21 protein-coding genes are annotated in these 23,165 nt (G+C 66.7%); 5 read left to right on the top strand and 16 right to left on the bottom strand.

All coding sequences use genetic code 11. The features are described 5' to 3' along the window. Window positions 1-113: 113 nt before the first annotated feature. The 4 genes from QH196_RS09675 to eccCa all read right to left on the bottom strand — a co-directional run bounded on the left by QH196_RS09675 (window position 114) and on the right by eccCa (window position 6,384). A complete protein-coding gene (locus QH196_RS09675; protein ID WP_280415423.1) occupies window positions 114-419 on the bottom strand; it encodes a WXG100 family type VII secretion target in 306 nt (101 codons plus the stop codon). Window positions 420-451: 32 nt separating this feature from the next. Further along, on the bottom strand, window positions 452-787 hold the full coding sequence (locus QH196_RS09670; protein ID WP_280415422.1) for a WXG100 family type VII secretion target: 336 nt from the start codon (window positions 785-787) through the stop codon (window positions 452-454). Between the two features lie 132 nt (window positions 788-919). Beyond that, window positions 920-2,353 carry a type VII secretion-associated protein gene (locus tag QH196_RS09665; protein WP_280415421.1) on the bottom strand — a complete coding sequence of 478 codons (1,434 nt, stop codon included), beginning with the start codon at window positions 2,351-2,353 and terminating at the stop codon, window positions 920-922. Further along, window positions 2,353-6,384, bottom strand: coding sequence for a type VII secretion protein EccCa (gene eccCa / locus QH196_RS09660; protein ID WP_280415420.1), 4,032 nt, complete (start codon window positions 6,382-6,384; stop codon window positions 2,353-2,355). The genes QH196_RS09665 and eccCa overlap by 1 nt, the downstream gene beginning before the upstream one ends. A 169-nt stretch (window positions 6,385-6,553) precedes the next feature. Here eccCa and eccD point away from each other — a divergent pair, with 169 nt between their 5' ends. Together eccD and mycP are read left to right on the top strand one after the other, a co-directional pair. Then, complete coding sequence (gene eccD, locus QH196_RS09655) at window positions 6,554-8,020, top strand: type VII secretion integral membrane protein EccD (RefSeq protein WP_280415419.1); 1,467 nt, start codon at window positions 6,554-6,556, stop codon at window positions 8,018-8,020. Continuing rightward, window positions 8,017-9,423: a type VII secretion-associated serine protease mycosin gene (gene mycP, locus QH196_RS09650; RefSeq protein WP_280415418.1), complete on the top strand. Its 1,407-nt coding sequence runs from the start codon at window positions 8,017-8,019 to the stop codon at window positions 9,421-9,423. Before eccD ends, mycP begins: the two co-directional genes overlap by 4 nt. Window positions 9,424-9,768: 345 nt before the next feature. Here the strand turns inward: mycP and eccB are convergent, their stop codons facing one another. Then, window positions 9,769-11,235: a type VII secretion protein EccB gene (gene eccB, locus QH196_RS09645; RefSeq protein ID WP_280415417.1), complete on the bottom strand. Its 1,467-nt coding sequence runs from the start codon at window positions 11,233-11,235 to the stop codon at window positions 9,769-9,771. A 111-nt stretch (window positions 11,236-11,346) separates the two neighbouring features. On the opposite strand from eccB, the gene eccE reads away from it, so the two are divergent. After that, a complete protein-coding gene (eccE, locus tag QH196_RS09640; protein WP_280415416.1) occupies window positions 11,347-13,029 on the top strand; it encodes a type VII secretion protein EccE in 1,683 nt (560 codons plus the stop codon). Between the two features lie 26 nt (window positions 13,030-13,055). On the opposite strand, the gene QH196_RS09635 is transcribed toward eccE, so the two are convergent. From QH196_RS09635 to QH196_RS09625, 3 genes are all read right to left on the bottom strand, one after another. Next, on the bottom strand, window positions 13,056-13,856 hold the full coding sequence (locus QH196_RS09635; protein ID WP_280415415.1) for a hypothetical protein: 801 nt from the start codon (window positions 13,854-13,856) through the stop codon (window positions 13,056-13,058). A gap of 144 nt (window positions 13,857-14,000) precedes the next feature. Next, a complete protein-coding gene (locus QH196_RS09630; protein WP_280415453.1) occupies window positions 14,001-14,534 on the bottom strand; it encodes an NADPH-dependent FMN reductase in 534 nt (177 codons plus the stop codon). Window positions 14,535-14,587: 53 nt separating this feature from the next. Beyond that, a complete protein-coding gene (locus QH196_RS09625) occupies window positions 14,588-15,397 on the bottom strand; it encodes an S-methyl-5'-thioadenosine phosphorylase (RefSeq protein WP_280415414.1) in 810 nt (269 codons plus the stop codon). A 117-nt stretch (window positions 15,398-15,514) separates the two neighbouring features. Between QH196_RS09625 and QH196_RS09620 the strand changes: the two genes are divergently transcribed. After that, window positions 15,515-15,850 carry a metal-sensitive transcriptional regulator gene (locus QH196_RS09620; protein ID WP_280415413.1) on the top strand — a complete coding sequence of 112 codons (336 nt, stop codon included), beginning with the start codon at window positions 15,515-15,517 and terminating at the stop codon, window positions 15,848-15,850. A gap of 142 nt (window positions 15,851-15,992) precedes the next feature. Further along, a complete protein-coding gene (locus QH196_RS09615) occupies window positions 15,993-16,865 on the top strand; it encodes a hypothetical protein (RefSeq protein WP_280415412.1) in 873 nt (290 codons plus the stop codon). A 29-nt stretch (window positions 16,866-16,894) separates the two neighbouring features. Here QH196_RS09615 and QH196_RS09610 read toward each other — a convergent pair whose 3' ends face one another. The 8 genes from QH196_RS09610 to rpmJ form a co-directional block, all read right to left on the bottom strand. Then, window positions 16,895-17,722: an LLM class F420-dependent oxidoreductase gene (locus QH196_RS09610; protein ID WP_280415411.1), complete on the bottom strand. Its 828-nt coding sequence runs from the start codon at window positions 17,720-17,722 to the stop codon at window positions 16,895-16,897. Window positions 17,723-18,172: 450 nt separating this feature from the next. After that, on the bottom strand, window positions 18,173-19,021 hold the full coding sequence (gene truA / locus QH196_RS09605; RefSeq protein WP_280415452.1) for a tRNA pseudouridine(38-40) synthase TruA: 849 nt from the start codon (window positions 19,019-19,021) through the stop codon (window positions 18,173-18,175). 337 nt (window positions 19,022-19,358) lie between these two features. Next, the gene (rplQ, locus tag QH196_RS09600) at window positions 19,359-19,853 is read right to left on the bottom strand and encodes a 50S ribosomal protein L17 (protein WP_280415410.1); all 495 of its coding nucleotides are present in this window, start codon (window positions 19,851-19,853) and stop codon (window positions 19,359-19,361) included. Window positions 19,854-19,904: 51 nt separating this feature from the next. Next, window positions 19,905-20,963: a DNA-directed RNA polymerase subunit alpha gene (locus tag QH196_RS09595; RefSeq protein WP_033244293.1), complete on the bottom strand. Its 1,059-nt coding sequence runs from the start codon at window positions 20,961-20,963 to the stop codon at window positions 19,905-19,907. 99 nt (window positions 20,964-21,062) lie between these two features. Continuing rightward, window positions 21,063-21,668, bottom strand: coding sequence for a 30S ribosomal protein S4 (rpsD, locus tag QH196_RS09590; protein WP_280415409.1), 606 nt, complete (start codon window positions 21,666-21,668; stop codon window positions 21,063-21,065). Between the two features lie 22 nt (window positions 21,669-21,690). Next, complete coding sequence (rpsK, locus tag QH196_RS09585; RefSeq protein ID WP_033244291.1) at window positions 21,691-22,104, bottom strand: 30S ribosomal protein S11; 414 nt, start codon at window positions 22,102-22,104, stop codon at window positions 21,691-21,693. Window positions 22,105-22,114: 10 nt separating this feature from the next. Continuing rightward, complete coding sequence (rpsM, locus tag QH196_RS09580; RefSeq protein WP_062977203.1) at window positions 22,115-22,486, bottom strand: 30S ribosomal protein S13; 372 nt, start codon at window positions 22,484-22,486, stop codon at window positions 22,115-22,117. A gap of 188 nt (window positions 22,487-22,674) precedes the next feature. Then, window positions 22,675-22,788 (bottom strand): 50S ribosomal protein L36, encoded by a 114-nt coding sequence (rpmJ, locus tag QH196_RS09575; protein WP_025347279.1) that lies wholly within the window; start codon window positions 22,786-22,788, stop codon window positions 22,675-22,677. Between the last annotated feature and the right edge of the window lie 377 nt (window positions 22,789-23,165).

Raw genomic sequence — 23,165 nt, 5'->3', positions numbered from 1 at the left:
GAACAGTCCAGAAGGAAAACTCAGCTACACACCATGCAGTAATCCACATGACGGGATAGAACTGTGCCCCAGGGCAGTTGCACCTGGGGCACAGTTCTATCGACAAGAATACGTCACATCCACTTGGCAGCGTTCTGCGCATCGGTTGTCGCCATATCGACGGCACCGTCTTTGACCACCTTCGAAACAGCCTGGATGATCGGCAGCAATCCGGTGGTTTGATCAGGGCTTTCGATGGCATCGTTCCACCGCTGCTGCTTCTGGAGATAGGCATCCCGGGCACCGGATTCCCAGGTGGAAACCAGGCCGTTGACATACCCCTGCAGCTCTTGGTGCGCTTCGGCCAACCGGCCCTTCGCGGCGAGCAGGTCATCCGACATAGCATGCAACTGCTCTGACGAATACTTCACTTCTGACATGGAAACTCCTCGAGACTGATGTGGGACTAGGTTCAGATATTCAGGCTGGAAGCAACGCCACCGAGATCACCCGAGGCACCTGCAGCATTCATAGCGGCCAAGTTTGCCTGTTCCTGTGCGTCGTAGCCCCGCCCGTTCTCGCGAATCTGAACCGCGATCTCGGCGAGCACATCGTTCAGCTGGCGCGCCTTCTGGTCGTAATCCGCCATGATCTTCATGAAGGCACCGGCGGCCGCGCCTTTCCAGTTGCCTTGCGAACCGGCGACAATGTCACGGACCCTGGCGATCTCGGTCTGCATCTGCCCGTTCACGGTTTCGACGTGCTTGGCAGCAGTCTCCATTGCGGCCAAATCGGCAACTACCGACATGATTCCTCCTCGTTACGAGTTCGGATCCGGACCCCCTGCGTCCGCAAACGGTCCGAACTTGCCTTCATGATGATTGGACGGAGTGCCCACCCAATCGGTTCCAACGAATTTCGGAAAAAATCCCGGCCGGTGTCATCGGGTGATGTCCAGCGAGGATGCGAGGTCTTCACAGATAGGTGTAATCGAGTCCTGCCCCCCTGTCTGATACTGGCATCCGATGCTGATCTGGATGCTGTGCTCGACGATAACATGCCAGTCAACGGTGGATCCGCCCTCCGGATGCTCGGAATAGGCGAGTCCGGAGCGGCCGCCGAAGACCACGTCGCGGCGGATCGGCGAGTACAAACCCGCTGCGGCCGAGGCTCTTTTGGCTTCGAGGTCGGCGGCGACCTGTTCGTAGCCGGCACCGGGGACCTGCAGCTGTTCCTGGATGACCGTGATGCGCGCCTTCAGCCCCTCGGTCGGCTCCAGGACCACGCGGTCGGTCGATGCGGTGGCGGGGTTGGTGACCCGCCAGCCATCGGGAACGGTGAACGCGATGGGCCCTACGGTCATGGAGCCGGAGCCGGGTTCGGGTTCTTGCGAGTCGACGGGGCCGCTGGTGGTCGTCGGGGTGGAGGCTACCGCTTCGGAATCTCCTCCTGTGGACATACCGAGGAAGACTCCGCCGGCTACCAACACCGCGAGCGCCGTTACCGCGGCAGCGCCGACATAGAGCGGGGTTTTCGAGCGGGGTGGCCTGGTGGCAGCCGCTCGTTCGCGCAATGGTTGCAGCCATTCGGCGTCGGCGGCGGCCGGTGGGAGGCTGGGCCGCTGGTCGATGGGGTCGGTGTTGCGGGCCCGCACCAGGTCGGCTCCGCCGAGAACGAGTAGTTCGGCGCGGCACAGTTCGCCGATCACCTCGGCGACGAGATTGAGGAAATCGGCGTCCGTCCGGCCGACGATGACCACGGAATCGACCTGGCAGCCGTGGATAAGGCGTTCGATCATCGAACGGAAGGAGGTGCGGCCGTGTTCGTCGGCGCTGATCTCGACTGCGGCGAGAAGTGGTTCGTGCTCACAGAATTCGAGCCGCGGGCCACTGTCACTCGGCACCACCGTCGATGCGGTGGTCGACAACGGCCCGAATTCCAGGACCACGGTGCGCACGTCCCGGATCCGCTGTGTGGCGATTACGGCACGGAGAGCCGCCGGCTGTAGCTCTACGTGGCCGGCATGCCGGGTGGCCGCGGAATGCAGGACGGTCAGGCGGTGCGGATCCCATTCGCTGGGGTGCACGACCGTCAAACGCTCGCAGGGTGAATTGATACGCAGTTGGGTGAGGGTGTGGCCGAAAACGGTGGCCAGCGCGTCCACCGGTTTCGGCATACCGGGGTCGTAGGCGATGCGGTCGGCGGTGATGAGCTGGGCCGGCGATACCGCGATGGACGGCGGTGCCAGCGGCTCGCCGACCACGAGAGTACGACCGTCGCTGCCCGGGACGACCGAGGGCACGAAGTCGGCGTGGGTGTTCGCACTCCATGCCCACAACCGGGTTTCGGTCAGCGCGATCTCGACGGCGGGCATTACAGGCCCGGCATCCACGAGGTCTGGATGAGCTCGGCGCCGGACCGGCCGGCCAGGGTCCCCCGGCCGGGCGGCATTGCGCTCGGACGCACATTGCCCATCAGGTTGCCTTCTTCTCGGCTACCACTCATGACCAGGCCCGGTGTGGCCAGATCCCGCATTCGCGAGATCACCGCTTCGTACATCGCCCGGCCCGCGCCACCGGAACGCCGCGCGATGATCAGATGCAGGCCGATGTCCTTGGCGTGGGCGAGGTAGTCCACGATCTGCGCGATCGGGTTACCGGCGGAGCCGCTGGACACCAGGTCGTAGTCGTCGACGACCACGTAGAGGTCGGGGCCGGACCACCAGGAACGGTCCCGCAATTCCTGCGGCGTGATGTTCGGGCCGGGCAGACGCGTCTGCAGGAGCCCGGCGAGGTCGCGCATATTGGTCTTGAGGCCCTCGGCGCCGGTCGCGTAGGCGGCCAGCCTCTCCTGCGGGAACGCACCCAGCATGGTGCGGCGGAAATCGACCAGGATGAGTGCGGCCTGGTTCTGCGCGTTGGATTCGATGATCCCGCTGACGATATTGCGCAGCAGGGTCGACTTCCCGCATTCGGTGTCGCCGAAGATGAGGAAATGCGGATTCTCGTCGAAGTTGAGGAATACCGGGGCCAGCTCGGATTCGTTGATACCGATCGGGATCGCGGCATTGCGCCGGTCCGGCGGACCCTGCCACGGACCGATTGCGCGCACGAACTGCTCGCGGTCGAGCTGTTCGGGCAGCATCCGGACCTGGGGCGCCGGGCGTCCCGGCGTCGCCTGCTGCAGGCGGGCGACGGCGTCGGCCACACCGCGGCTGATGTCGTCCGGATCGGAGGAACCGTCGACCCGCGGGAGCGCGGTGATCATATGTAGGCTCTCCGGGGTCATACCGCGTCCCGGGCGGCCCTGCGGCACGAGCGCCGCGACCTTGCGGCCGAATTCGGAGTCGGCCGGATCGCCGAGACGTAGTTCGAGGCGGGTGCCGATCTGGTCCTTGAGCTGGGGGCGGGCCTCCATCCAGCGGGACAGGGCGATCACCACGTGCACACCGTAGGAGAGGCCCTGGACGGCGAGGTTCATGATGGCCTGTTCCAGGGGCTCGAAATCCTGGCGGATGGAGCCGTAACCGTCGATCACCAGGAAGGCGTCGCCGAAGGGGTCCTCGTGGGCGCCGGCGGCGGCCTGGCTGCTGGAAGGGTCGCTGGCACGCAGGCGGCGGAATTCCGACATCGATTCGATGCCGAGCTGGCGGAACCGCAGTTCACGGTTGCGCACGATGGTGGTCATCTCCGCAACTGTGCGGCGGACCTTGTCCTGGTCCAGGCGGGCCGCGACCGAACCGACATGGGGTAGGCCCTCGAGGCTGGCGAGGGTGCCGCCGCCGAAGTCGAGGCAGTAGAACTGCACCTGTTCGGCGGTGTGGGTCATCGACATCGACATGATCAGCGCACGCAGCATCGTCGATTTACCGGACTGCGGACCGCCGACCACGGCGACATTGCCGCGGGCACCGGACAGGTCCACGACCAGCGGATCACGCCGCTGGTCGTAGGGGCGGTCGACGATGCCGATGGGTGCGCGCAGGCTTGCGACGGCGTTGTATTCGCCGGTGAGGATCGAACGCTCGTTGAGCTCGTCGAGCGGCGGGGCGGCGTCGAGCGGCGGCAGCCAGATGGCGTGCGCGGGGCGGCCGTGCCCGCGGATCCGGGCGGCGATCATGCCCAGGTTGGAGATCTGTTCGCCGTCCTCGACCAGGGGTTCCGGCTCGTCGACCGGCTCCGGGGCCAGCGGAACGCGGTCCGCGGCACGGAATTCGACATGTTTGGCCAGGAACGGCCGCGCGGTGATATCGATTTCACCGGCGCTGGTGGCGACCGAGATATCGCGCTGCGGGCCGCCACCCACATACGGGCCCGAAACGTAGGAGGCCTGGAAACGCTGGATCTCGCCCGAATCGGATTTCAGATAACCGCCGCCGGGGACGCCGGGCAGGTTGTACGCATCGGGAACGCCCAGTACCTGACGGGATTCGTTGGCGGAGAAGGTTTTCAGGCCGATCCGGTAGGACAGGTGGGATTCGAGGCCCTTGAGTTTGCCTTCTTCCAGCCGCTGAGAGGCGAGCAGGAGGTGCACATGCAACGAGCGGCCCAGACGACCGATCATCACGAACAGTTCGGCGAAATCCGGGTGCTGGGTGAGCAGTTCGGAGAATTCGTCGAGCACCACGAACAGCGCGGGCAGCGGATCCAGGTCGGCGCCGGCGGCACGGGCCTTCTCGTAGTCGGAAACATTGGCGAAGTTACCGGCCTGACGCAGCACTTCCTGCCGGCGGTTCATCTCACCGGCCAGGGCGTCGCGCATACGGTCGACGAGGTCGGCCTCTTCTTCGAGGTTGGTGATCACGGCCGCGACATGTGGGACCTGGTCGAGGCCGAGGAAGGTCGCACCACCCTTGAAGTCGACCAGGACCAGGTTCAGCTGATCGGGCGAATGGGTGGCGAGCAGGCTCAGCACCAGGGTGCGCAGGAACTCCGATTTACCGGAACCGGTGGCACCGATACACAGGCCGTGCGGGCCCATACCCGATTCGGCGGCTTCCTTGATATCGAGAACGACCGGCAGCCCGTCGGCGCCGACACCGAACGGCACCCGCAGGCGTTCCCGGCCGTAGCGGGGACGCCAGGCGCTCTCCGGGTTGAAGGAACCGAGGTCGCCGAGGCCCATGAGCTGGGCCCAGGTGTCGATGGTTTCGCCCTCGGTGACCTCGACATCGCTGCTGCGCTGGGTCGCGGCCCGGTAGGGGGCCAGCCGGCGGGCCACCTGCTGAGCCTGCTCCGGACTGAGCCGGTCGATCATCGCGAAACGTTCCTGGTTACCGGTGGCACCGCGACCCAGGCATTCGCCGTTGCGGATGGTCAGGGTGATCCCGCGGGAGACGGCGAGCCGTGGGGCGTAGCCGCAGAGGTCGATAACGGTGACGCCTTCGTACCCGGCCTCGCGCAGCTGATCCTCCTCGGCTTCGAGCAGGCCCCCGTCCACCAGGATCACCACATGCACCATGGCCGAGTTGGTGGGCTGGTTACGGGAGTAGCGGACGCGGTTGGCCAGGACCGGCGCCAAACCGGCCATCATCTCCCGGATCGAGCCGTAGAACATGCGCTGGCTGCCGATACCGTCCTGGGCATCCGGATGCTGGGTATGCGGCAGCCATTTGGTCCATTCCCATTCCGCGCTGGTGTCGGGTCCGCAGACCACCGCGGTGAGCACCTGGTCGGGGCCGTGGAACATCGCCAGCTGGACCAGCATCGCGCGCACCATATCGCGGGCCTGGGCGCGGTCGCCGTCGAGCGCGATGGTGGCAAAACCCTTCACCGCGACCGCGGTCGGCAGATCCGGGACCGTGGAATGGGCCCGGACGAAACGTCGCAGCGATACCGCGGCGATGGGTTCGAGTTCCTCCACCGGGCCGGTCTCCGGCGCTACCAGGCGGGTGGCCAGCCGCTGGCCACCGATCCCGATGCGCACATGACAGAAGTCCTTGTCGCTGGGACGGCGTTCCCACATCCGGGAGGTGCCCGCGAGCATCCAGACCAGACCGGGTTCGGGGTGGCTCCATTCGACCGCCGCCCGCTGTTCGGTGGCGGTTACGTCGACATCCTTGCGGACCTGGTCGAGATAACGCAGATAATCCTTGCGGTCCTCGTTGGCCTCGGCCGCCTTGGCGCCTTTGCCGTTCCCCTGACCGGCGAACATGCCGATCATCGAGACCATCATCATCATCGGGAACATCAGCGACATCGGGTTGGACGCGATACCGCCGCCCTGCGTGAACATCAACGCCATCATCCCGACCATGCCGATGATCATCACCACCGGCATGAGCTTCATCAGCAGGTTTCCGGGCGTTACCCGGGGAATCTCGGGGGGCGGTTGCAGTGTCACTTCGCCACCCGGGGTTCGTGGAACCTCCCGGCGCGCACGCCGCTGAAACCGAACCGTGGTCATCGAGCGAGATCCCCCTTGGCAATGCGATGTTCGGGCTCAGTGTAGAGGCAGGCGCGAACATGTCGTACAGTTCGACCTGCATTCTGCTGGCCGCGACGGGGGCACGCAACCCGCGCCGCCTGCTGGGAGAATGTGAAAACGGCAGGGTAGCGAACAACTTGGGGGAAGCGTGACGCATGCGCGACTCGACCATATGGAGGAAGATTCCTCGCGGGGTATAGTCCGCGCACCGGATCTCACCAGGGTCACCATTCTGGCCAAACACACACAGGTCGATATGGCCATCCCGGTAGATGTGCCCGTGGCCCTGGTCATTCCCAGCGTCGTCGATATGGTCGCCGCGCACAGCCGCACCAATGAGTTCGACAATCAGGGCGAACGGTTCGAACCGGCCGATTGGGTGCTGGCGCGGATCGGTCAGCCACCACTGTCGAACTCGTTGAGCCTGGGCGAACAGGGCATCCGCGACGGTGAGTTGCTGATGCTGGAGAGCTCCGCGAACACCGCGCCCACTCCCCTGTTCGACGACATCATGTACAACGTTGCCGTCGCCGACGCCGAACATTTCCGCGGCTGGAACCCGAAGACCGCGCGGACCACCGGCTCGATCCTGGCCGTTCTCGCCATGCTGGCCGGTTGTACGGGCCTGCTTGCCGCGCCCGAGGCGATGCCGGGCTGGATCACCGGCGCGATCGCGCTGGGTGTGACCGTACTGCTGGTGGCGGCGGCGATGATCCTGAGCCGCGTCTACGGGGATTCGAAAACGGCGCTGGTACTCGGCGCCTGCGCCCTGCCACTGGCCTTCACCGGCGGCATGCTCATCGTCCCGGACCACTACGGCTGGGCGCATCTGCTGCTCGGGTCCACACTGTTCGGGGCCACCGCGATCCTGGCCTGGCGAGTAACCGGTGTCGGGCTCGGGGTATTCATCGGCGCCGGTACCGTCGCGATCTTCCTGGTGCCCTCGGCGCTGGTCGGGCTGCTCACCGCGCAGCGGCTCGAGGCGGTCGGCGCCGTGGTGGCGGCGGTCGGGCTGGGCGCGTTGTCGCTGGCCCCGCGGATCTCGATGGCGCTGGCGAAACTACCGCTGCCGCCGGTTCCGGCCCCGGGGACCCCCATCGACCCCACCGAAGACGATCCCGACGATCATCGTGCCCTGCCCACCCTCGATATCCTGCACGCGAAATCCATGCGGGCGCGCATCTATCTGAGCGGACTGGTCACCGCGACCGCACTGGTGACGGTCGTCGGCGCCCTGGTGGCCACCGATCCCGACTACGGCGGCTTCTACTGGCAGGGCATCGCCCTCGCGCTCGTCTGCGCGGCAGTTCTCATGTTCCGCAGCCGCACCTACGCCGGCGCGGAGCAGGCCGTCATCCTGATCGTCGCCGGTGCCGCCATCCTGCTGGTCATGCTGGCGGCCATGGCATTCGTGGCCGATCTGCCGCTGGCGGCGTTCGGGGCGGCGCTGGTGATGGTGATCGCCGCCCTGATCCTGGGCATCATCGTCCCCAACCAGTCGGCGACACCGCCGATGCGGCGCGCGGCCGAACTGATCGAATACGGGTTCGTGGCCGCGGTGCTGCCGCTCGTGTTCTGGGTGGCCGACTTCTACTCCCTCGTCCGCGGACTGTGAGCCGGGGGATCCGCACCGCGGCCGTGGCCGCGGTCCTGGGGGTGAGCGCATCGCTGGGGTTCGCGCAACCGATCGCCTACGCCGACCGGCCACCGGCGGTGGACCCGGGCCGGCTGCCTTCCGGTGATCCGGCGAAACCGAGTGAACCGACCGAACGCAAGGCCAATGCCCCGTGCACCAGCACGGTGGCCGGTGGCGAGGGCCCGACCGTGCCCGCCGCGCAGGCGGCGCTGGACCTCCCGCACGCGTGGCAGTTCTCCAAAGGAGAAGGTCAGGTGGTGGCGGTGATCGATACCGGCGTCGCCCGCCATCCGCGGCTGCCGGGCCTGCGCGCCGGCGGGGATTTCGTATCGAACAGCGGCGACGGCACCGAGGATTGCGATGCGCACGGCACCCTGGTGGCCGGCATCATCGCCGCCAGTCAAGTTCCGGGTCAAGGCTTTTCCGGTGTGGCACCCGCGTCTACCATCCTGGCGATTCGCCAGACGAGCGATAAATACGTGAAGGCGGGCAGTAATGCCACCAAATCCCCCGAGGACCTCTCCCGAGAGGGATACGGCAATGTCGCGACCATGGCACAGGCCATCCGGCGCGCTGCGGATATGGGCGCCACAGTGATCAACATCTCCGAGGTCGCCTGCAGTTCCAGCCCCATCTCCGACGGTTCGCTGGGCGCGGCACTGCACTACGCGGTGCACACGAAGAACGCCGTGGTCGTCACCTCCGCCGGTAATACCGACAACGACAACTGCAAGGGCAACACCAACATTCTGGATCCACTCGATCCCGCTGCGGATCCGTGGAGCAAAACAACCGTCAATGTCACGCCGGCCCGCTATGACGATCTGGTGCTCTCGGTCGGCTCCATCAATGCCGACGGTGCACCCTCCGAATTCACCGTTCCCGGACCGTGGTTGAGCGTCGCCGCTCCCGGAGAGAACGTCGTGTCACTGGATGCGGTCGGCACCGGAGTCATCAACGGCACTGTCGGCGCCCAAGGCCAGCAGAGCATCAACGGAACCAGCTTCGCTGCTCCGTATGTTTCCGGTGTGGTCGCACTGGTTCGCTCACGCTTCCCGGAACTTTCGGCCGTGGACGTGATGAAACGGATCCAGGCCACCGCGCACGCCCCGGCCGAAGGCTGGAATCCGTACGTGGGCTACGGCGCGGTCGACCCGGTCGCCGCCCTGACCAACGAGGTCACCGGCGAACTCCGGCCCAAAGAACCGAATCCGCCGATGAGCAAACAACTGGCGGTACCGGCACCCCCCGACCCACCGGACCATACGGCCCGCAATGTGGCGCTGATCGGCAGCGGAATCATCGGCGGCAGCCTGATCATCGGCTACCTGGCGTCGTTCCCCACGCGGCGCCGGTTCGGAGTCGGCGAAGACGACGCCTGAAACCGTCCGGTACAGCGTCCGGGACCATCCGCCCCTTCCACATCTTCGGTTCGGAGTCCGGGTCGGTGAAAGGATGTGCGCCAGGGCCGATTCCGCTCTGCCGGCCCGGCATCGATGTGACGAGGTGAGTCACCGAGGAAGGACTGTGCAAGCTGGCCCCGGGATACCCGGCGGCGGTTGGTCCGGGTCGCAAATCGTCAGGTGCGCCGGCCCGATCGGCATCTCACCGGCCGACTCGGGAACAGATCGCCGACCGGGCCGAGGGCCGAACTCGGCAGGCTCGCCCGACCGAGCGGGTAGGTGCAGCTCCGGCTCCCCTGCTCGTCCGGGGAGCCGGAGCGCGGACTATTTCGTGGAAGCGACCGGCTGGTCCGCCGGCTCGGGATCCGGTGCGACACCGTCGTGTGCGACCAGCGCCTCTTCCCGGCCCAGGGTCGGCCCGGACGCCAGCAGCCCCACAATCGGCCAGGGCGCGGGTTCGGCCTTGTCCGGCATACCGAGTGCCTTCACGGCGTCGGCGTTCTTGATCCCGAACCGCACACCGGTGTCGGCGATATAGAAGATGCTGTCCTTACGCCTGCTGTCCGGTTCGATACCGGTGGTCTGGACGTAGGCGCCGGTGCCCGGGGCGATATAGGTCGAGTCGACGTTCTGACCCGAACCGTCGGCCTGCGCGAGCGGAACCAGTTTGGCGCTGTCCTTCATCGGCAGGCTCACTCCGGTGATCAGCTGCAGTTCGGCTCGGGTGCCGGTGTTCTCGCCTGCCTCCGGGACCGGTTTCCAGGACAGGCAGCTCACCGGCCGGTCCATGGCCTCGAGGATGCTCGGCGCCGTCGCCGGGTAGGTCTGGACCTGCAGCGCCGAGGAAACCGCGGCGCGGGTGCGCTGGGCCTGGTCGATGATGAATTCGCTGGAGGTCTGCGGGTTGGCGTTGCGGATGATGTCCGCGGTCAGCGGCGAAACCTGCTGCAGACCGTCGGCGAGCACCACATAGAACTCCTGCGAAGTGCCCACCTGCACCACCTCACCGATCCGGTGATCGCCGATCTCGTAATCGGGGACACCACCGGGATCGGCGATCGGCGGAGCGATGAGCGGCAGTACCTCGGGGATCGCGTTGATCAGGCCCTCACTCACCGGGCGCGGCGTGGCACCGGTGATGTTCAAGGCGTCGGTGACCGGGCGATCGTTCATATCGACCCGGGCGCGTTTGTTGTCGTACACCAGGTAGGTGTGCTTCTCCCCCTGCACGAGCAGCGCTTTACCGGGTTCCACGGCCGAGGCCTTCGCGCCCAGTTCCAGACCGCCCGCGAGCACCGAGGTCGTGCGGTCCTGGCTGCCGTCGTTCTTCAGCACGTCACAGATGGTCCACTGCCGGCCTTTGCCTTCGGAATCGAAGTGGATCGCGCCGGGCGCACCGGGGATACCGATCAGCGGCCCGCGCGCCTTCTTGCCGACCTCCGATTCCTTGACGATCACCGCCTTGGGGGCATCACCGGCGGCCAGCCGGGCCGAGGCCAGATTCAGCGCCGGATGCACCACATCGTTGAGCACCACGTAGACGGCGCCGGATTCCTTACCGATGAGGAGCTTGTTGTCGCCGACCTTGTCCTGCGGGCGGAGCAGCGCCAGCACACCGCACCCCGCCAGCACCACCACGGCCAGGACCAGGCCCACCACATAGGCACGCACCTGGGAACGCATGGGATCGTGCAGCATTCGCACGTCACGTCGCACCAGTGCATGCTCCATCCGGCGAACCAGAAAGTTGTAGCCGCTGATCTGCCACCGAGTTGTGGGCTTTGAAGGCATCGTCTTCCCCCGAACTGTGCTCGTGCTCGCGGAACACAGTACAGTTCCCGGGGACGTAGTTCAGCTCGGCCGCCCGATAATCGGCCGACACCGGGTACCTGGGGGACTCTTATGGCCGTGCCAGCCACATCGGGACGCAGGCGCAACCTGCTGTTCGGGCGTATTTCGATGCCGAATCTGCTCATCGCGCAGGTACTCGCGCTCGGCGCGGCGACCGTCGTGCTGCTGGTTGGACCGAGTCCGTGGATCGCCCTCGGAGTCGCGGTGGTCACCGGGTTGATCCCGTTGATCCCGATCGGCCGCCGGGTACTGCTGGATTGGATCGCCACCTGGTGGAACTACCGCGCGCACCGGGAATACCGGATCGGCGACAGCGACGATTTCCGTGGCCCCGACGATCGTTCCCTGGGCCTGTACTGGGACGAGAGCCGAGTTGTCGCCGTCGTCGAGGTACTGCCCCCACCCGGTGGCTTGACCCGGATCGACCGCACCGCGGTCCACGCCTCGCATCTGCTGCCGATGGCCGAACTGGCGACCTGCCTCGCCCAGCACGACATCCTGCTCAGCGGTATCGACATCATCAGTCACGGCCACCGCAGCCGCTCCGGCACACCGGCGGGTGCCATCTACGAATCGCTGCTGGGCCCACTGCCCGCCACGGCGCATCGCACCGTCTGGCTGGCGATCGGTTTCGATATGGTCGACTGCCCCGGCGCCGCGTCCCGGCGGGGCGGTGGCGACGAGGGAGCCGCACGGTCGGTGACCATCGCGACCCAGCGGATCGTGCGCACGCTGGAAGACGCGGGCTGCGCGTCGCGCCTGCTGACCGCTTCGGAGATCCGGTCGGCTGTGCGGCAGGTCATCCACGGTGAGGATGCGCGCGATCTCACCCATCGGTGGCGTTACGCCGAACTCGGCAACAGCGTGAACATCGGGGCGGCGATCGACCCGAAACAGCTGGGGTCGGAGATCCTCTCGCAGTTGTGGGTCGCGGAGTCGCGCGGTACCACGGTGGCGGTGCGGTTGCGCCCGGGGACGACCGCGGACACCGTGTATGTGGGGGCGGCCTGGCGGTCGACGCTGCGGGAGATGCCGGAGAAGACGAAATCGAAGGGCATGGTGTCGGTGAACGGCCGGCATCGTGACAGCCTGCTCGCGCATCTGCCGATCGGTATCCCCGATCTGGAAGATGTGGTGCCGACCGCCGAATACCCTGTCGAGGTCCTGGACGCGCTCGCCCTGCCGTCGTCGGGTTGCGGTCAGCTGATCGGCTCGGACGACGAGGGTAACGGGGTGGCGCTGCGCATCATCGGTGCCGGTATCTCGGCGGTGTACGTCGCCGGCGAACTGTATCTGGCCCAGCAGCTGGTCTTCCGCGCGCTGGCTGTCGGCGAGCGGGTCCTGGTCCGTACGAACCGGCCGCATGCCTGGTATCAGCTGATCGAGACGATCGGAAACCCCGAACGCCTGATGCTGGCGGTGGAAACCCACCAGTCCGATGCCGGGTTCACCGCGACGGTCGTCGACGGTGTGATGGCACCGGCCCCGCACGCCGGTATCACCACGATCTACGTCACCGGCGACCCGATGGGTTGGCCCGCCACCAAACCGGATCTGTCGATCCAGCAGCCCGGCGCGATCGGCAGCCGGGTGGTTCTGCGCACCGCGACCACTCAGATCCCGTTGAACCTGGTCTCGATCCCGCGCGAGCACACCTATATCGGCGAACCCCGTACCCGCCAGCCGGCGGACCGGCCCCGGCCGGCGCCCGCACGCCAGCCGCAGCGCCGCTGAGGAAAGCCGCACCGCGGCACCGGGTTTCAGCGGCCGAATACGGTCTTCCACAGGTCGGCCACGATCCGGTTCATCGGCGCCACCACCCGCCGGTGCACCCAGGCGATCGGGCGCACCACAACCACCTCACCGGCCACCGCCAGTGCCCGCAGTACCGGGCGCAACGCATAGCGGTAGACGAATACACACGGCACGACGACCAGCACGCGTACCACCGCGGTGGCGACCCGCCAGCCGTATGTGGCGACGGCCGCGAGCAGAATCCCGAACGGCCGCAGCAGCCATCGCTGCACCATGCGCAGCGGCCATACGACGCACCACTGCCACAACCACCGGCCGGCGACCGCCCCCGCGTACAGCACCGGCCGCAGCAGCCACCGCCAGATCCATTCGGCGGTTGCCGCGATCGCATACAGCACCGGGCGGAGCACCCACCGCCACACCATGACGAGCACGGGTCGTATTGCGCGCCGCCAGAGCCATTGCTCTACGGCATACCGGAGCGGGCGCAGCACCCAGTCCAGCACGAACGCACCCAGCGGCGTGAGCACCATTCCCCACAGCACATGCTGTAAGGCCCAGCCCCACACCACATCCTTCAGGAACAGCCACGGCGGCCGGATCAGCCAGTACCAGACGAACCGGCTCGCCGGTACCAGCAACCTTTCCTGGATGAAGACACCCGCCGCCACGATGGCCCGCCCGCACAGCTTCAGTCCCTCCCAGACGAGCCGCACCGGAACGAGCAGCACCACCGCGACGGCCCGCGCCACCCATTCCCCGATCGATACCGGCCGCTGCGGCTCCGGTGAATCTGCCGATTTCATCGAATCCTCCTCCCGCACGCCATCATCGCACTCTGCTGCGACAACTCGCACAGGAAACCCGGCGGCGGCACGCATCGAGACTGCGGCAATACCGATCCGACGGCACTCGTGGACCGGTTCATCCCGGATGCGGGTCGCTCGCCTTCACCCCGGATACGGGCCGCTCGCCCGAGCCGCGGACAGGGCCCTCCCCCACCAGACCAGCTGAGAGAGCATCCGCTCGGCCGCGTCGATGGCGGCACCGTCGCCGGTATTTCCGTCGGCGTCGAACTGTTTACGTGCGCGGTGGAAGCTCACCGTCTCCCGGACCGAGACCATATGGATTTCCGCGACGACCTGGCGCAGCTGCTCCACCGCCCGCAGGCCACCCGATAAACCGCCGTAGGAGACGAATCCGATCGGTTTGGCCCGCCACTCGTGTTTGACGCTGTCGAGCGCGGTTTTCAGGGAGGCCGGGTAGCCGTGGTTGTACTCCGAGGTCACCGCGACGAAGGCGTCGGCGGCGGCGAGTCGTTGCCGGAAATCCTCGGTTTCCGGCGATTCGGACAGGTCCGGCGGAAGCGGTGCATGGAGCAGATCGATGACCCCGGTATCGAACTCGGGCCGGGCGCGGGCCGTGCGGACGAACCAGTCGGCGACCACGGGCGCGAAACGTTGCGGCCGGATACTGGCGACCATCACCTCCAAGCGGAGCGGACCGTCCACGGCAGGTGGCTGTCCCCCTACTCGGTTCACGGCAGCTCGAACGGGAGTGCGACGCCCGCGTGTACCCGGCAGTGTTCGCAAGTGCCGGTATCGGCGATGGCAGCGACCGCGTCGTGGACGAGCTTCTTGAAGGGCCCGATATTGCGTTCGAATTCGGCGAAGACATCCGCCGCATGCACCCCGTCGCCTTCGGTGAGCCCGGCATCGAGATCTGTGACCAGGGCCAGGGCGGCGTAACACATTTCCAGCTCGCGGGCGAGGACGGCTTCGGGATAGCCGGTCATATTGACCAGTTCCCAGCCCTGCGCCGCATACCACCGGCTTTCGGCGCGGGTGGAGAAACGCGGGCCCTGGATCACGGCCATGGTTCCGTGTGGTTGCACGTGGACGGCGCTGTCGGCGGATTTCACCGCGACCGCGCGCAGGTCGGGGCAGTACGGGTCGGCGAACGATACGTGGATGCCGTTGGCATCGAAATAGGTCTGGGCCCGGCCGGAGGTCCGGTCGACCAGCTGGTCCGGGATCACCACGGTGCCCGGCCCCCAGTCCGGGCGCAGGCTGCCGACCGCGCACGGGGCGAAGATCCGCCGTACACCCAGCGAACGCAGCGCCCACATATTCGCCTGATAGGGCACCGTGTGCGGGGAGTACTCGTGCCGAGTGCCGTGGCGGGGCAGGAATGCGACCGGACGCCCCTCGACGGTGCCGACCGTTATCGGTGCGCTCGGGTCCCCGTACGGGGTGCGTACCGTAACCGGTTCCATGGCGCCGTCGAAAAAGTCGTAGAATCCGCTACCGCCGATAACCGCCAGCGCAGGCCGATCGTGGGATGTCATAGTGTCGATTCTCGCGCGCCCGGCCCGCGAACGCACGGCGGCACCTGACAGAATTCGCCGGTAGATGTACCCTATGGGGGTATACACGGTCTTCCGGCCGGCACAGAGGAGATACCGGTGAGTTCCGATCCCACCCCCACCACCGATACGGCGGCCACCCCTGGGCACGCCCACCACGGCTACATCACCAGCAAAGAAGACTATCTGAAGCGGTTACGCCGGATCGAGGGCCAGTCACGGGGCCTGCAGCGGATGGTCGAGGAGGAGAAGTACTGCATCGATATCCTCACGCAGGTCTCCGCGATGACCAAGGCGCTGCAGGCTGTCGCGATGGGGCTGCTCGAGGACCATATAAGTCACTGCGTGGTCGATGCGGCGGTCGCCGGGGGGCCGGAGGCCGAGGCCAAGATCAAAGAAGCCACCGACGCCATCGCCCGCCTCGTCCGCTCCTGAACCGACCACCCGGACGAACTGACCCACAGGTCCAGTTACGGCCCGCCATCCCCACACCGTGGCACCCTTACCTCGGCAAGGCATCGAGCTGCCGCAACGTCGGAAATAAGGAACCGATCTTCAGAGGATACGAGCTGGTCGAATGGCGAACGACCTTCCCCGGGAACTATGGGCGGCTTTGAAAAGGGTATGTGACGCCCTCATCACGGCCGGCCCGCCCATAGCGAAAAACTACGGCAAATTCTCCAACGGACTCGTCCGTGCACCACAACACCTCAACCGGGCGGAGGACGGTGCGGTTGAACAACTCGCCGAAAGTGCGTTTGCGCCGAAGGAAAAAACTCTTGGTCCCACAGCCACGACGAACACCCGGGGCGACCCGCTGTCGCCGATACGGCATGCGATAGCGGCCGAGTCGGACCGGCAGGCGCGCGAGCTACCGGGACGGCATGGTGTCACGGCAGCCGATCTCGACGACGATGAACTGGTCTGGGACGACGTCGGCAACGATGACGGCACCCGTTCCGACCGGGCGAACAGCTCCCGTCTCGGCCCTGACCTGCCCGGATGGACCGACCTACGTGATCAGCCATCAGGGCCGGCAGAGGACTCCTTGCTGCCCATACCGTCGGAAAGATCTCTGCGGCCCGGCGAACTCGACCGGTACGCCACCACTCTGGATTCCCTGCCTGCCCTGCCGACGGGCTACGGACGGGTTGTACACATCACGAGAAGCCCTGCGGCGATCACCGGGATCATCGACAACGGCCTTTGCTACCGGCAGCAGGGTGTGCTGAACGGCACGTCCCGGATATTCTCGCGGGCCGAAGACGCACGGTTCGACGGAAACGAAGATCCTCGGTTCAGCGGCCCGGGATCAACTGCGATCGTCATGGACGTGCCCGTGCAAGACCTTGTCCAGCACACCGATATACGCAGCGCGCCCGGAATGGTCCCGCCGGAGTTCCTGGTCGGAATCATCGATGTGAGTGACCTCGGACACCAGCAGCGGTAGGGATCGGGTGGCCGTGCGCGGCGGCGGCGCTAGCTGCCGTCCTGGAGCAACGGGGCAAGGGCGCGCAGGGTGGCGAGGTAGTCCTCGCCCAGCGCCTGCAGCGCCAGGTGGTCGGCGCCCGCTTCGATATGCGCGCGCACCTGTTCGGCGATCTGTTCGGTGCTCCCGTGGACGGCCAGCACGTCGAGCAGGCGGTCGCTCCCCGGCTTCGCGATATCTTCGTCGGTGTATCCCAGCCGCTGGAGGTTGGTGGTGTAGTTACGCAACCCGAGGTACATCTCGACGACGGTGCGACCGGTAGCGTGGGCACGTACCGGGTCGGTGTCGAGGACCAATTTCTGCTCGGGAACCAGAAGCGCGTCGCCGACGATCGTCCGCGCCTGCGCTGTGTGTTCCGGTGTGGTGAGGTAGGGCAGGGCGCCGGCGGTGCGATCGGCAGCCAGTTTCAGCACCTTGGGGCCGAGCGCGGCGAGCATGCGACCGGAAACCGGTACCTTCGCGGCGTCCAGTTCGTCCAGGTACTCGACCAGGGCCTCGTACGGGGATCGGTAGGGTTTATCGGCTTCGGGATGACCGCAGCCGATACCGAGCACGAAGCGGCCCGGGAACCGCTGCTCGATCCGGTGGAAGGATTCGGCGACCGCACCGGCGGGCGCGGTCCAGATATTGACGATGCTGGTGCCCACCTTCAGCGTTTCGGTCGCCGCGAGCAGGTCCTCCACCACCGGCAGATCGGGGGTCGGCGAGCCACCCAGCCACAGCGCCCCGTAGCCGAGGCCCTCCAGCTCGGCCGCTGCTTCCGGGGTGAACAGTTTGTAGTAACGCCATACGCCGTAACGTCCGAGATCAATCGTCATGTCTACCGCAACCTTGTCGTCGACCGGACAATTCCGTCACCGACCCTATCGCCGTTTCCCACCGCCCTGACGTCGCCCGCCGCCCGTCCTCCACCGATAGACGTCATCGAGTACCCGAATCCTACTGTCGCGATACCGTTTTCACGCGCTCCGGCAACTGCAGGCGCGCCGGGGATCCCGGCATCGAAACTCCCCGAATCAGCCGTGCCGCACGACGCCGGACCGCACCATACCGGTGCACACCCACACTGCACCGAGCCATACCGATCAGGGCACACACCACCGCACCGGGCCACACCGGGCCGCGGCCGGGGGCCGCATCACAGCTCCTCCGGTAGTGACTCCGACTGACCGGCCGCCTGCCGTCTCGCTTTGCGGCAACTGTGCCCGGGGTGTACGCCTACCCTCCTGACAAGCGCGATGGCCATGCCTATCGGAGGGCTATGCCGATCAGCCCCCGCAGCAGCCACCCGGTGCAATCGAGCGGACTTCCCGGGTCTGCGCGTTGCGGGCCGCGAGCTCGGATTCCGCCGGGTAGTCGACCGCGACCAGGCTGAGCCCGTGCGCGGGCGCCACCGTTACCGAACTCGAACGCTGCCGTTCCTCCAGCAACCCGGCGACCCATTCCGGCGTGCGCCGCCCCTCTCCCACCGCGAGGACCGCACCCACCAGGCTGCGCACCATCGACCAGCAGAAGGCGTCCGCGCTCACGTAGGCGTCGAGCCGGTGGCCGTCGCGCACCCACTGGTAGCGCTGCAACTCCCGGATCGTGGTGGCGCCTTCCCGGCGCCGGCAGAAGGCGGCGAAATCGTGCAGGCCGAGAAGAGCGCGGGACGCGGCGCGCATCGCTTCCAGGTCGACCGGTCGGCACCCGACCACACTGCGCGCGGACAGTGGGTCGGCACCGTAGGGCGCGGTGGTGAGGCGGTAGACGTAGTGGCGGCGGATCGCCGAGAACCGGGCGTCGAATTCGGCGGATACCGGGCGGATTCCGGTGATCCGCACGTCCCGGGGCAGGAATTTCGCCATCCGGTGGATCAGCTTGTCCGCGTCCACGTCCGCCGCGGTATCGAAATGCGCGACCTGCCCTTCGGCGTGCACACCGGAGTCGGTCCGCCCGGCCACCGTCAACTGGACGGGCTCCCGCAGCACCTTGCCCAGTGATTCCTCGAGCTCACCCTGCACGGTCCGCAGTCCGGGCTGCCGTGCCCACCCGGTGAAATCCGTGCCGTCGTAGGAGATATCCAACCGGAACCGCACCACACCTGTTGCGGCCTCTTCCCACCTTTCCGTCGTCACCGGATCGGCACCGGCACGCGCCCGCACGCGGTCATGCACCGGCCTGGGCCGTGCGGGCTCATCGGCCGCCGACGACGGATCGGTGGAGTCGGCTACCGGCCGCTCACCGGCGCGACCGAGCACCGGTGTATCGGTGTGGTCTGCGGCGCCGGCCGCAACCGCGTCACCGATCGCAGCCTTGCGGCCGGTGGCCGTGGTTCGGGGGCGAGCCTGCGGTTCCGGCTCGTGTTCGCGCACCAGATCATCCTCCGGAAACGGGACGAGCCCGCCGCCCGTTACGGGGCGGCGGGCTCATCGACGAACCGTGGACGCGCGGTACGTATCCACGGCAGACGAATTACGCCTTGTCGTCGGCCTTCTCCTCGGCCGCGGCTTCCTCGGCCGGAGCCTCGGTGGCCTCGGCTTCAGGAGCCTGCTCCTCGGTCTTCTTCGACGCGGCCACCCGGCGGGCACGATCGGCCTCGTTGGTCACGGTCTGTTCCCGGACCAGCTCGATGATCGCCATGGGGGCGTTGTCACCCTTACGCGGCAGGGTCTTGATGATCCGGGTGTAGCCGCCGTTGCGGCCCTCGAACGACGGACCGATCTCGGCGAAGAGATCGTGCACGACGTCCTTGTTCCGGATCACCTTGAGCACCTCGCGGCGGTCGGCCAGCGTACCGGCCTTGGCCTTGGTGACCAGTTTTTCGGCGTAGGGGCGCAGCGCCTTGGCCTTGGCCTCGGTGGTCGTGATCCGACCGTGCTCGAAGAGCGCGGTGGCCAGATTGGCGAAGATCGCCTTCTGGTGCGACGCCGACCCGCCGAAGCGAGCACCCTTCTTGGGCTTGGGCATTGTGGGTTCTCCTTGGTAAAGACCGTTCCGGGGCGCCCGCCCCGCGAAGGCCTAGAGCTGTTCGGTTTCGGCGTAGTCCTGCTCGCCGCCGTTGTCGTCGCTGAAAGTGCCGCTGTCGGACCAGGTGCCGGTGGCCGCGTCGTAGCCGACCACGCTGGACGGGTCGAAGGACGCGGGGCTGTCCTTGAGGGACAGGCCCAGCGCGTGCAGCTTGACCTTGACCTCGTCGATGGACTTCTGGCCGAAGTTGCGGATATCCAGCAGATCCGATTCGGTCCGCGCGACCAGCTCGCCGACGGTGTGCACACCCTCGCGCTTCAGGCAGTTGTAGGACCGGACGGTGAGATCCAGATCCTCGATCGGCAGCCCGAAGGAGGCGATGTGATCCGCCTCGGCCGGGGAGGGGCCGATCTCGATACCTTCGGCTTCGACGTTCAGTTCACGGGCCAGGCCGAACAGTTCGACCAGGGTCTTGCCCGCCGAGGCGAGCGCGTCCCGCGCGCTGATGGAGTTCTTGGTCTCCACGTCGAGGATGAGCCGGTCGAAGTCGGTGCGCTGCTCGACACGGGTGGCCTCGACCTTGTAGGTCACCTTGAGCACCGGCGAGTAGATCGAATCCACCGGGATCCGGCCGATTTCCGCACCGGTCGCCTTGTTCTGCACCGCCGGGACATAACCGCGACCACGCTCGACGACCAGCTCGATCTCGAGCTTGCCCTTGTCGTTCAGGGTGGCGATATGCATATCCGGGTTGTGCACGACCACACCCGACGGCGGCACGATGTCATCGGCGGTAACGGTCCCCGGGCCCTGCTTGCGCAGGTACATGGTGACCGGCTCGTCCTCTTCGGAGGACACGACCAGGCCCTTGAGATTCAGGATGATGTCGGTGACATCCTCCTTCACACCGGGCACGGTGGTGAACTCGTGCAGAACGCCGTCGATGCGGATGCTGGTCACCGCGGCCCCCGGGATCGAGGACAGCAGGGTGCGCCGCAGCGAGTTACCGAGGGTGTACCCGAAACCCGGCTCGAGCGGTTCGATGGTGAACTTCGACCGGTTGTCGGCGATGACCTCTTCGGTCAGGGTCGGACGCTGGGAAATCAGCATGGGATCAATCCTCCTGTGTTGGGCGCCCGCTATTTGACGCCTCGTTTAGGGGTTGTGCGGGCCGGATAGCAGCCCGGCCCGCACCAGCAGCACAGCTGATTACTTCGAGTAGTACTCGACGATCAGCTGTTCCTGCAGCGGCACATCGATCTGGGCGCGCTCCGGCATGGAGTGCACCAGGATCCGCAGCCGGCCCGGGACGACCTGGAGCCAGCCGGGGACCGGACGGTCACCGAGGGTCTCACGGGCCACCTGGAACGGCAGGGTCGCCAGCGACTTCTCCTTGACATCGATGATGTCGTACTGGGTGACCTGGAAAGAAGGAACGTTGACCTTCTTGTTGTTCACCAGGAAGTGGCCGTGGCTGACCAGCTGGCGGGCCTGACGACGGGTCCGGGCCAGACCGGCGCGGTACACGACGTTGTCCAGCCGGGTCTCCAGCAGACGCAGCAGGTTGTCACCGGTCTTGCCCTTGAGGCGGTTGGCCTCTTCGTAGTACCGGCGGAACTGCTTTTCCATAACGCCGTAGGAGAAGCGGGCCTTCTGCTTCTCCTGCAGCTGCAGCAGGTATTCGCTCTCCTTGATCCGCGCGCGGCCGTGCTGGCCGGGCGGGTAGGGGCGACGCTCGAAAGCCTGGTCACCGCCGATCAGGTCGACGCGCAGGCGACGCGATTTGCGGGTGATGGGTCCGGTGTAACGGGCCATTGTGCTCTACCTTCCTTCCCGCTTAGACGCGACGCCGCTTGGGCGGACGGCAACCGTTGTGCGGCTGCGGAGTGACATCGGAGATCGTTCCGACCTCCAGGCCGGCGGCCTGCAGCGAACGGATCGCGGTCTCGCGGCCCGAACCGGGGCCCTTGACGAACACGTCGACCTTCTTGACGCCGTTCTCCTGCGCCTTGCGGGCCGCGTTCTCGGCGGCCAGCTGCGCGGCGAACGGGGTCGACTTGCGCGAACCCTTGAACCCGACGTGACCCGAGGACGCCCAGGAGATGACGTTGCCCGTGGGGTCGGTGATGGACACGATCGTGTTGTTGAACGTGCTCTTGATATGCGCGTGGCCGTGGGGAACGTTCTTCTTTTCCCTGCGACGCGACTTCTGGCTCTTCTTCGGGCCGGAGGCCCGGGACTTCGGAGGCATCTGTTATCCCCTACTTCTTCTTGCCGGCGACGGTGCGCTTCGGGCCCTTGCGGGTGCGCGCGTTGGTCTTGGTGCGCTGGCCGTGCACAGGGAGGCCACGGCGGTGACGCAGGCCCTGGTAGCAGCCGATCTCGATCTTGCGACGGATATCGGCCTGGACCTCGCGGCGGAGGTCACCTTCGACCTTGAGCGACGAGCCCTCGATGTAGTCACGCAGCTGCGTGACCTGCTCGTCGGTGAGATCCTTCGAGCGCAGGTCCGGGCTGACGCCCGTGGCCGCCAAGATCTCCTTGGAGCGGGTACGACCGATGCCGTAGATGTAGGTCAGTGCGATCTCCATGCGCTTCTCGCGCGGGAGATCGACGCCCATGAGACGTGCCATCTGGCAGTTCCTTCACTGTTGCGGAGGTCTGCTCCCTGTCCGTCCCCTCGTCTGGTGGGGCCCCGGCCTCCGTACCGGGGGTAGGCACGCACACCCTCCGGAAAATTCCGGAAAACCTCAGTGTGCGGCTGGCGCTGGGAGTTCTTCTGTGTGCCAATCCGAACCGCGTTCGGTGCTCGGCGCCGGCGTCAGCCCTGCCGCTGCTTGTGCCGCAGGTTGTCGCAGATCACCATGACCCGGCCGTTACGCCGGATCACCTTGCACTTCTCGCAGATCTTCTTGACGCTCGGCTGAACCTTCACGTCCGTCCAATCTTTCGTTGCGGTCCACACCGGGGTGTGAACACAGTTTTTCCCCGGCCAACCGGCCGGGGAAGTCTTTTGTCACCGCCTGGCGCCGGTTGCCATCCGGGCGGGGGTCCGGGGGCGAAGCCATCCGGGCGGGGTGGGGGGGGTTGGGCCCCCCCAAAAACACCAAGATTAGGGGAATGGGGGCGCGCGCCCCGCGCCCCCCGACCCCCCCCAGAAATTTTTTGGTTGAGGCGACCCACCACGCCACCCACCACCGCGCCGCCGGCGCGATCGAAGCCCACCGAACCGGCGACTGACGGCCGCCGCCTTACGGGTTTCGATCCGGCGAGATCCCGGTATCGCGGCCCTGGACCGGATCGCTACCACCA

Origin of the sequence: Nocardia carnea (genome assembly GCF_029868325.1) — a bacterium.
GTDB classification, from domain to species: domain Bacteria; phylum Actinomycetota; class Actinomycetes; order Mycobacteriales; family Mycobacteriaceae; genus Nocardia; species Nocardia carnea_C.
The sequence above is the reverse complement of the archived record's forward strand: the minus strand, read 5'-3'. Positions and strand labels throughout refer to the sequence as shown.

Coding starts and splice junctions, on each gene's coding strand:
- QH196_RS09675 (WP_280415423.1), bottom strand. CDS start 419: ATGTCAGAAGTGAAGTATTCGTCAGAGCAGTTGCATGCTATGTCGGAT.
- QH196_RS09670 (WP_280415422.1), bottom strand. CDS start 787: ATGTCGGTAGTTGCCGATTTGGCCGCAATGGAGACTGCTGCCAAGCAC.
- QH196_RS09665 (WP_280415421.1), bottom strand. CDS start 2,353: ATGCCCGCCGTCGAGATCGCGCTGACCGAAACCCGGTTGTGGGCATGG.
- eccCa (WP_280415420.1), bottom strand. CDS start 6,384: ATGACCACGGTTCGGTTTCAGCGGCGTGCGCGCCGGGAGGTTCCACGA.
- eccB (WP_280415417.1), bottom strand. CDS start 11,235: ATGCCTTCAAAGCCCACAACTCGGTGGCAGATCAGCGGCTACAACTTT.
- eccE (WP_280415416.1), top strand. CDS start 11,347: ATGGCCGTGCCAGCCACATCGGGACGCAGGCGCAACCTGCTGTTCGGG.
- QH196_RS09635 (WP_280415415.1), bottom strand. CDS start 13,856: ATGAAATCGGCAGATTCACCGGAGCCGCAGCGGCCGGTATCGATCGGG.
- QH196_RS09630 (WP_280415453.1), bottom strand. CDS start 14,534: ATGGTCGCCAGTATCCGGCCGCAACGTTTCGCGCCCGTGGTCGCCGAC.
- QH196_RS09625 (WP_280415414.1), bottom strand. CDS start 15,397: ATGACATCCCACGATCGGCCTGCGCTGGCGGTTATCGGCGGTAGCGGA.
- QH196_RS09615 (WP_280415412.1), top strand. CDS start 15,993: ATGGCGAACGACCTTCCCCGGGAACTATGGGCGGCTTTGAAAAGGGTA.
- QH196_RS09610 (WP_280415411.1), bottom strand. CDS start 17,722: ATGACGATTGATCTCGGACGTTACGGCGTATGGCGTTACTACAAACTG.
- rplQ (WP_280415410.1), bottom strand. CDS start 19,853: ATGCCCAAGCCCAAGAAGGGTGCTCGCTTCGGCGGGTCGGCGTCGCAC.
- QH196_RS09595 (WP_033244293.1), bottom strand. CDS start 20,963: ATGCTGATTTCCCAGCGTCCGACCCTGACCGAAGAGGTCATCGCCGAC.
- rpsD (WP_280415409.1), bottom strand. CDS start 21,668: ATGGCCCGTTACACCGGACCCATCACCCGCAAATCGCGTCGCCTGCGC.
- rpsK (WP_033244291.1), bottom strand. CDS start 22,104: ATGCCTCCGAAGTCCCGGGCCTCCGGCCCGAAGAAGAGCCAGAAGTCG.
- rpsM (WP_062977203.1), bottom strand. CDS start 22,486: ATGGCACGTCTCATGGGCGTCGATCTCCCGCGCGAGAAGCGCATGGAG.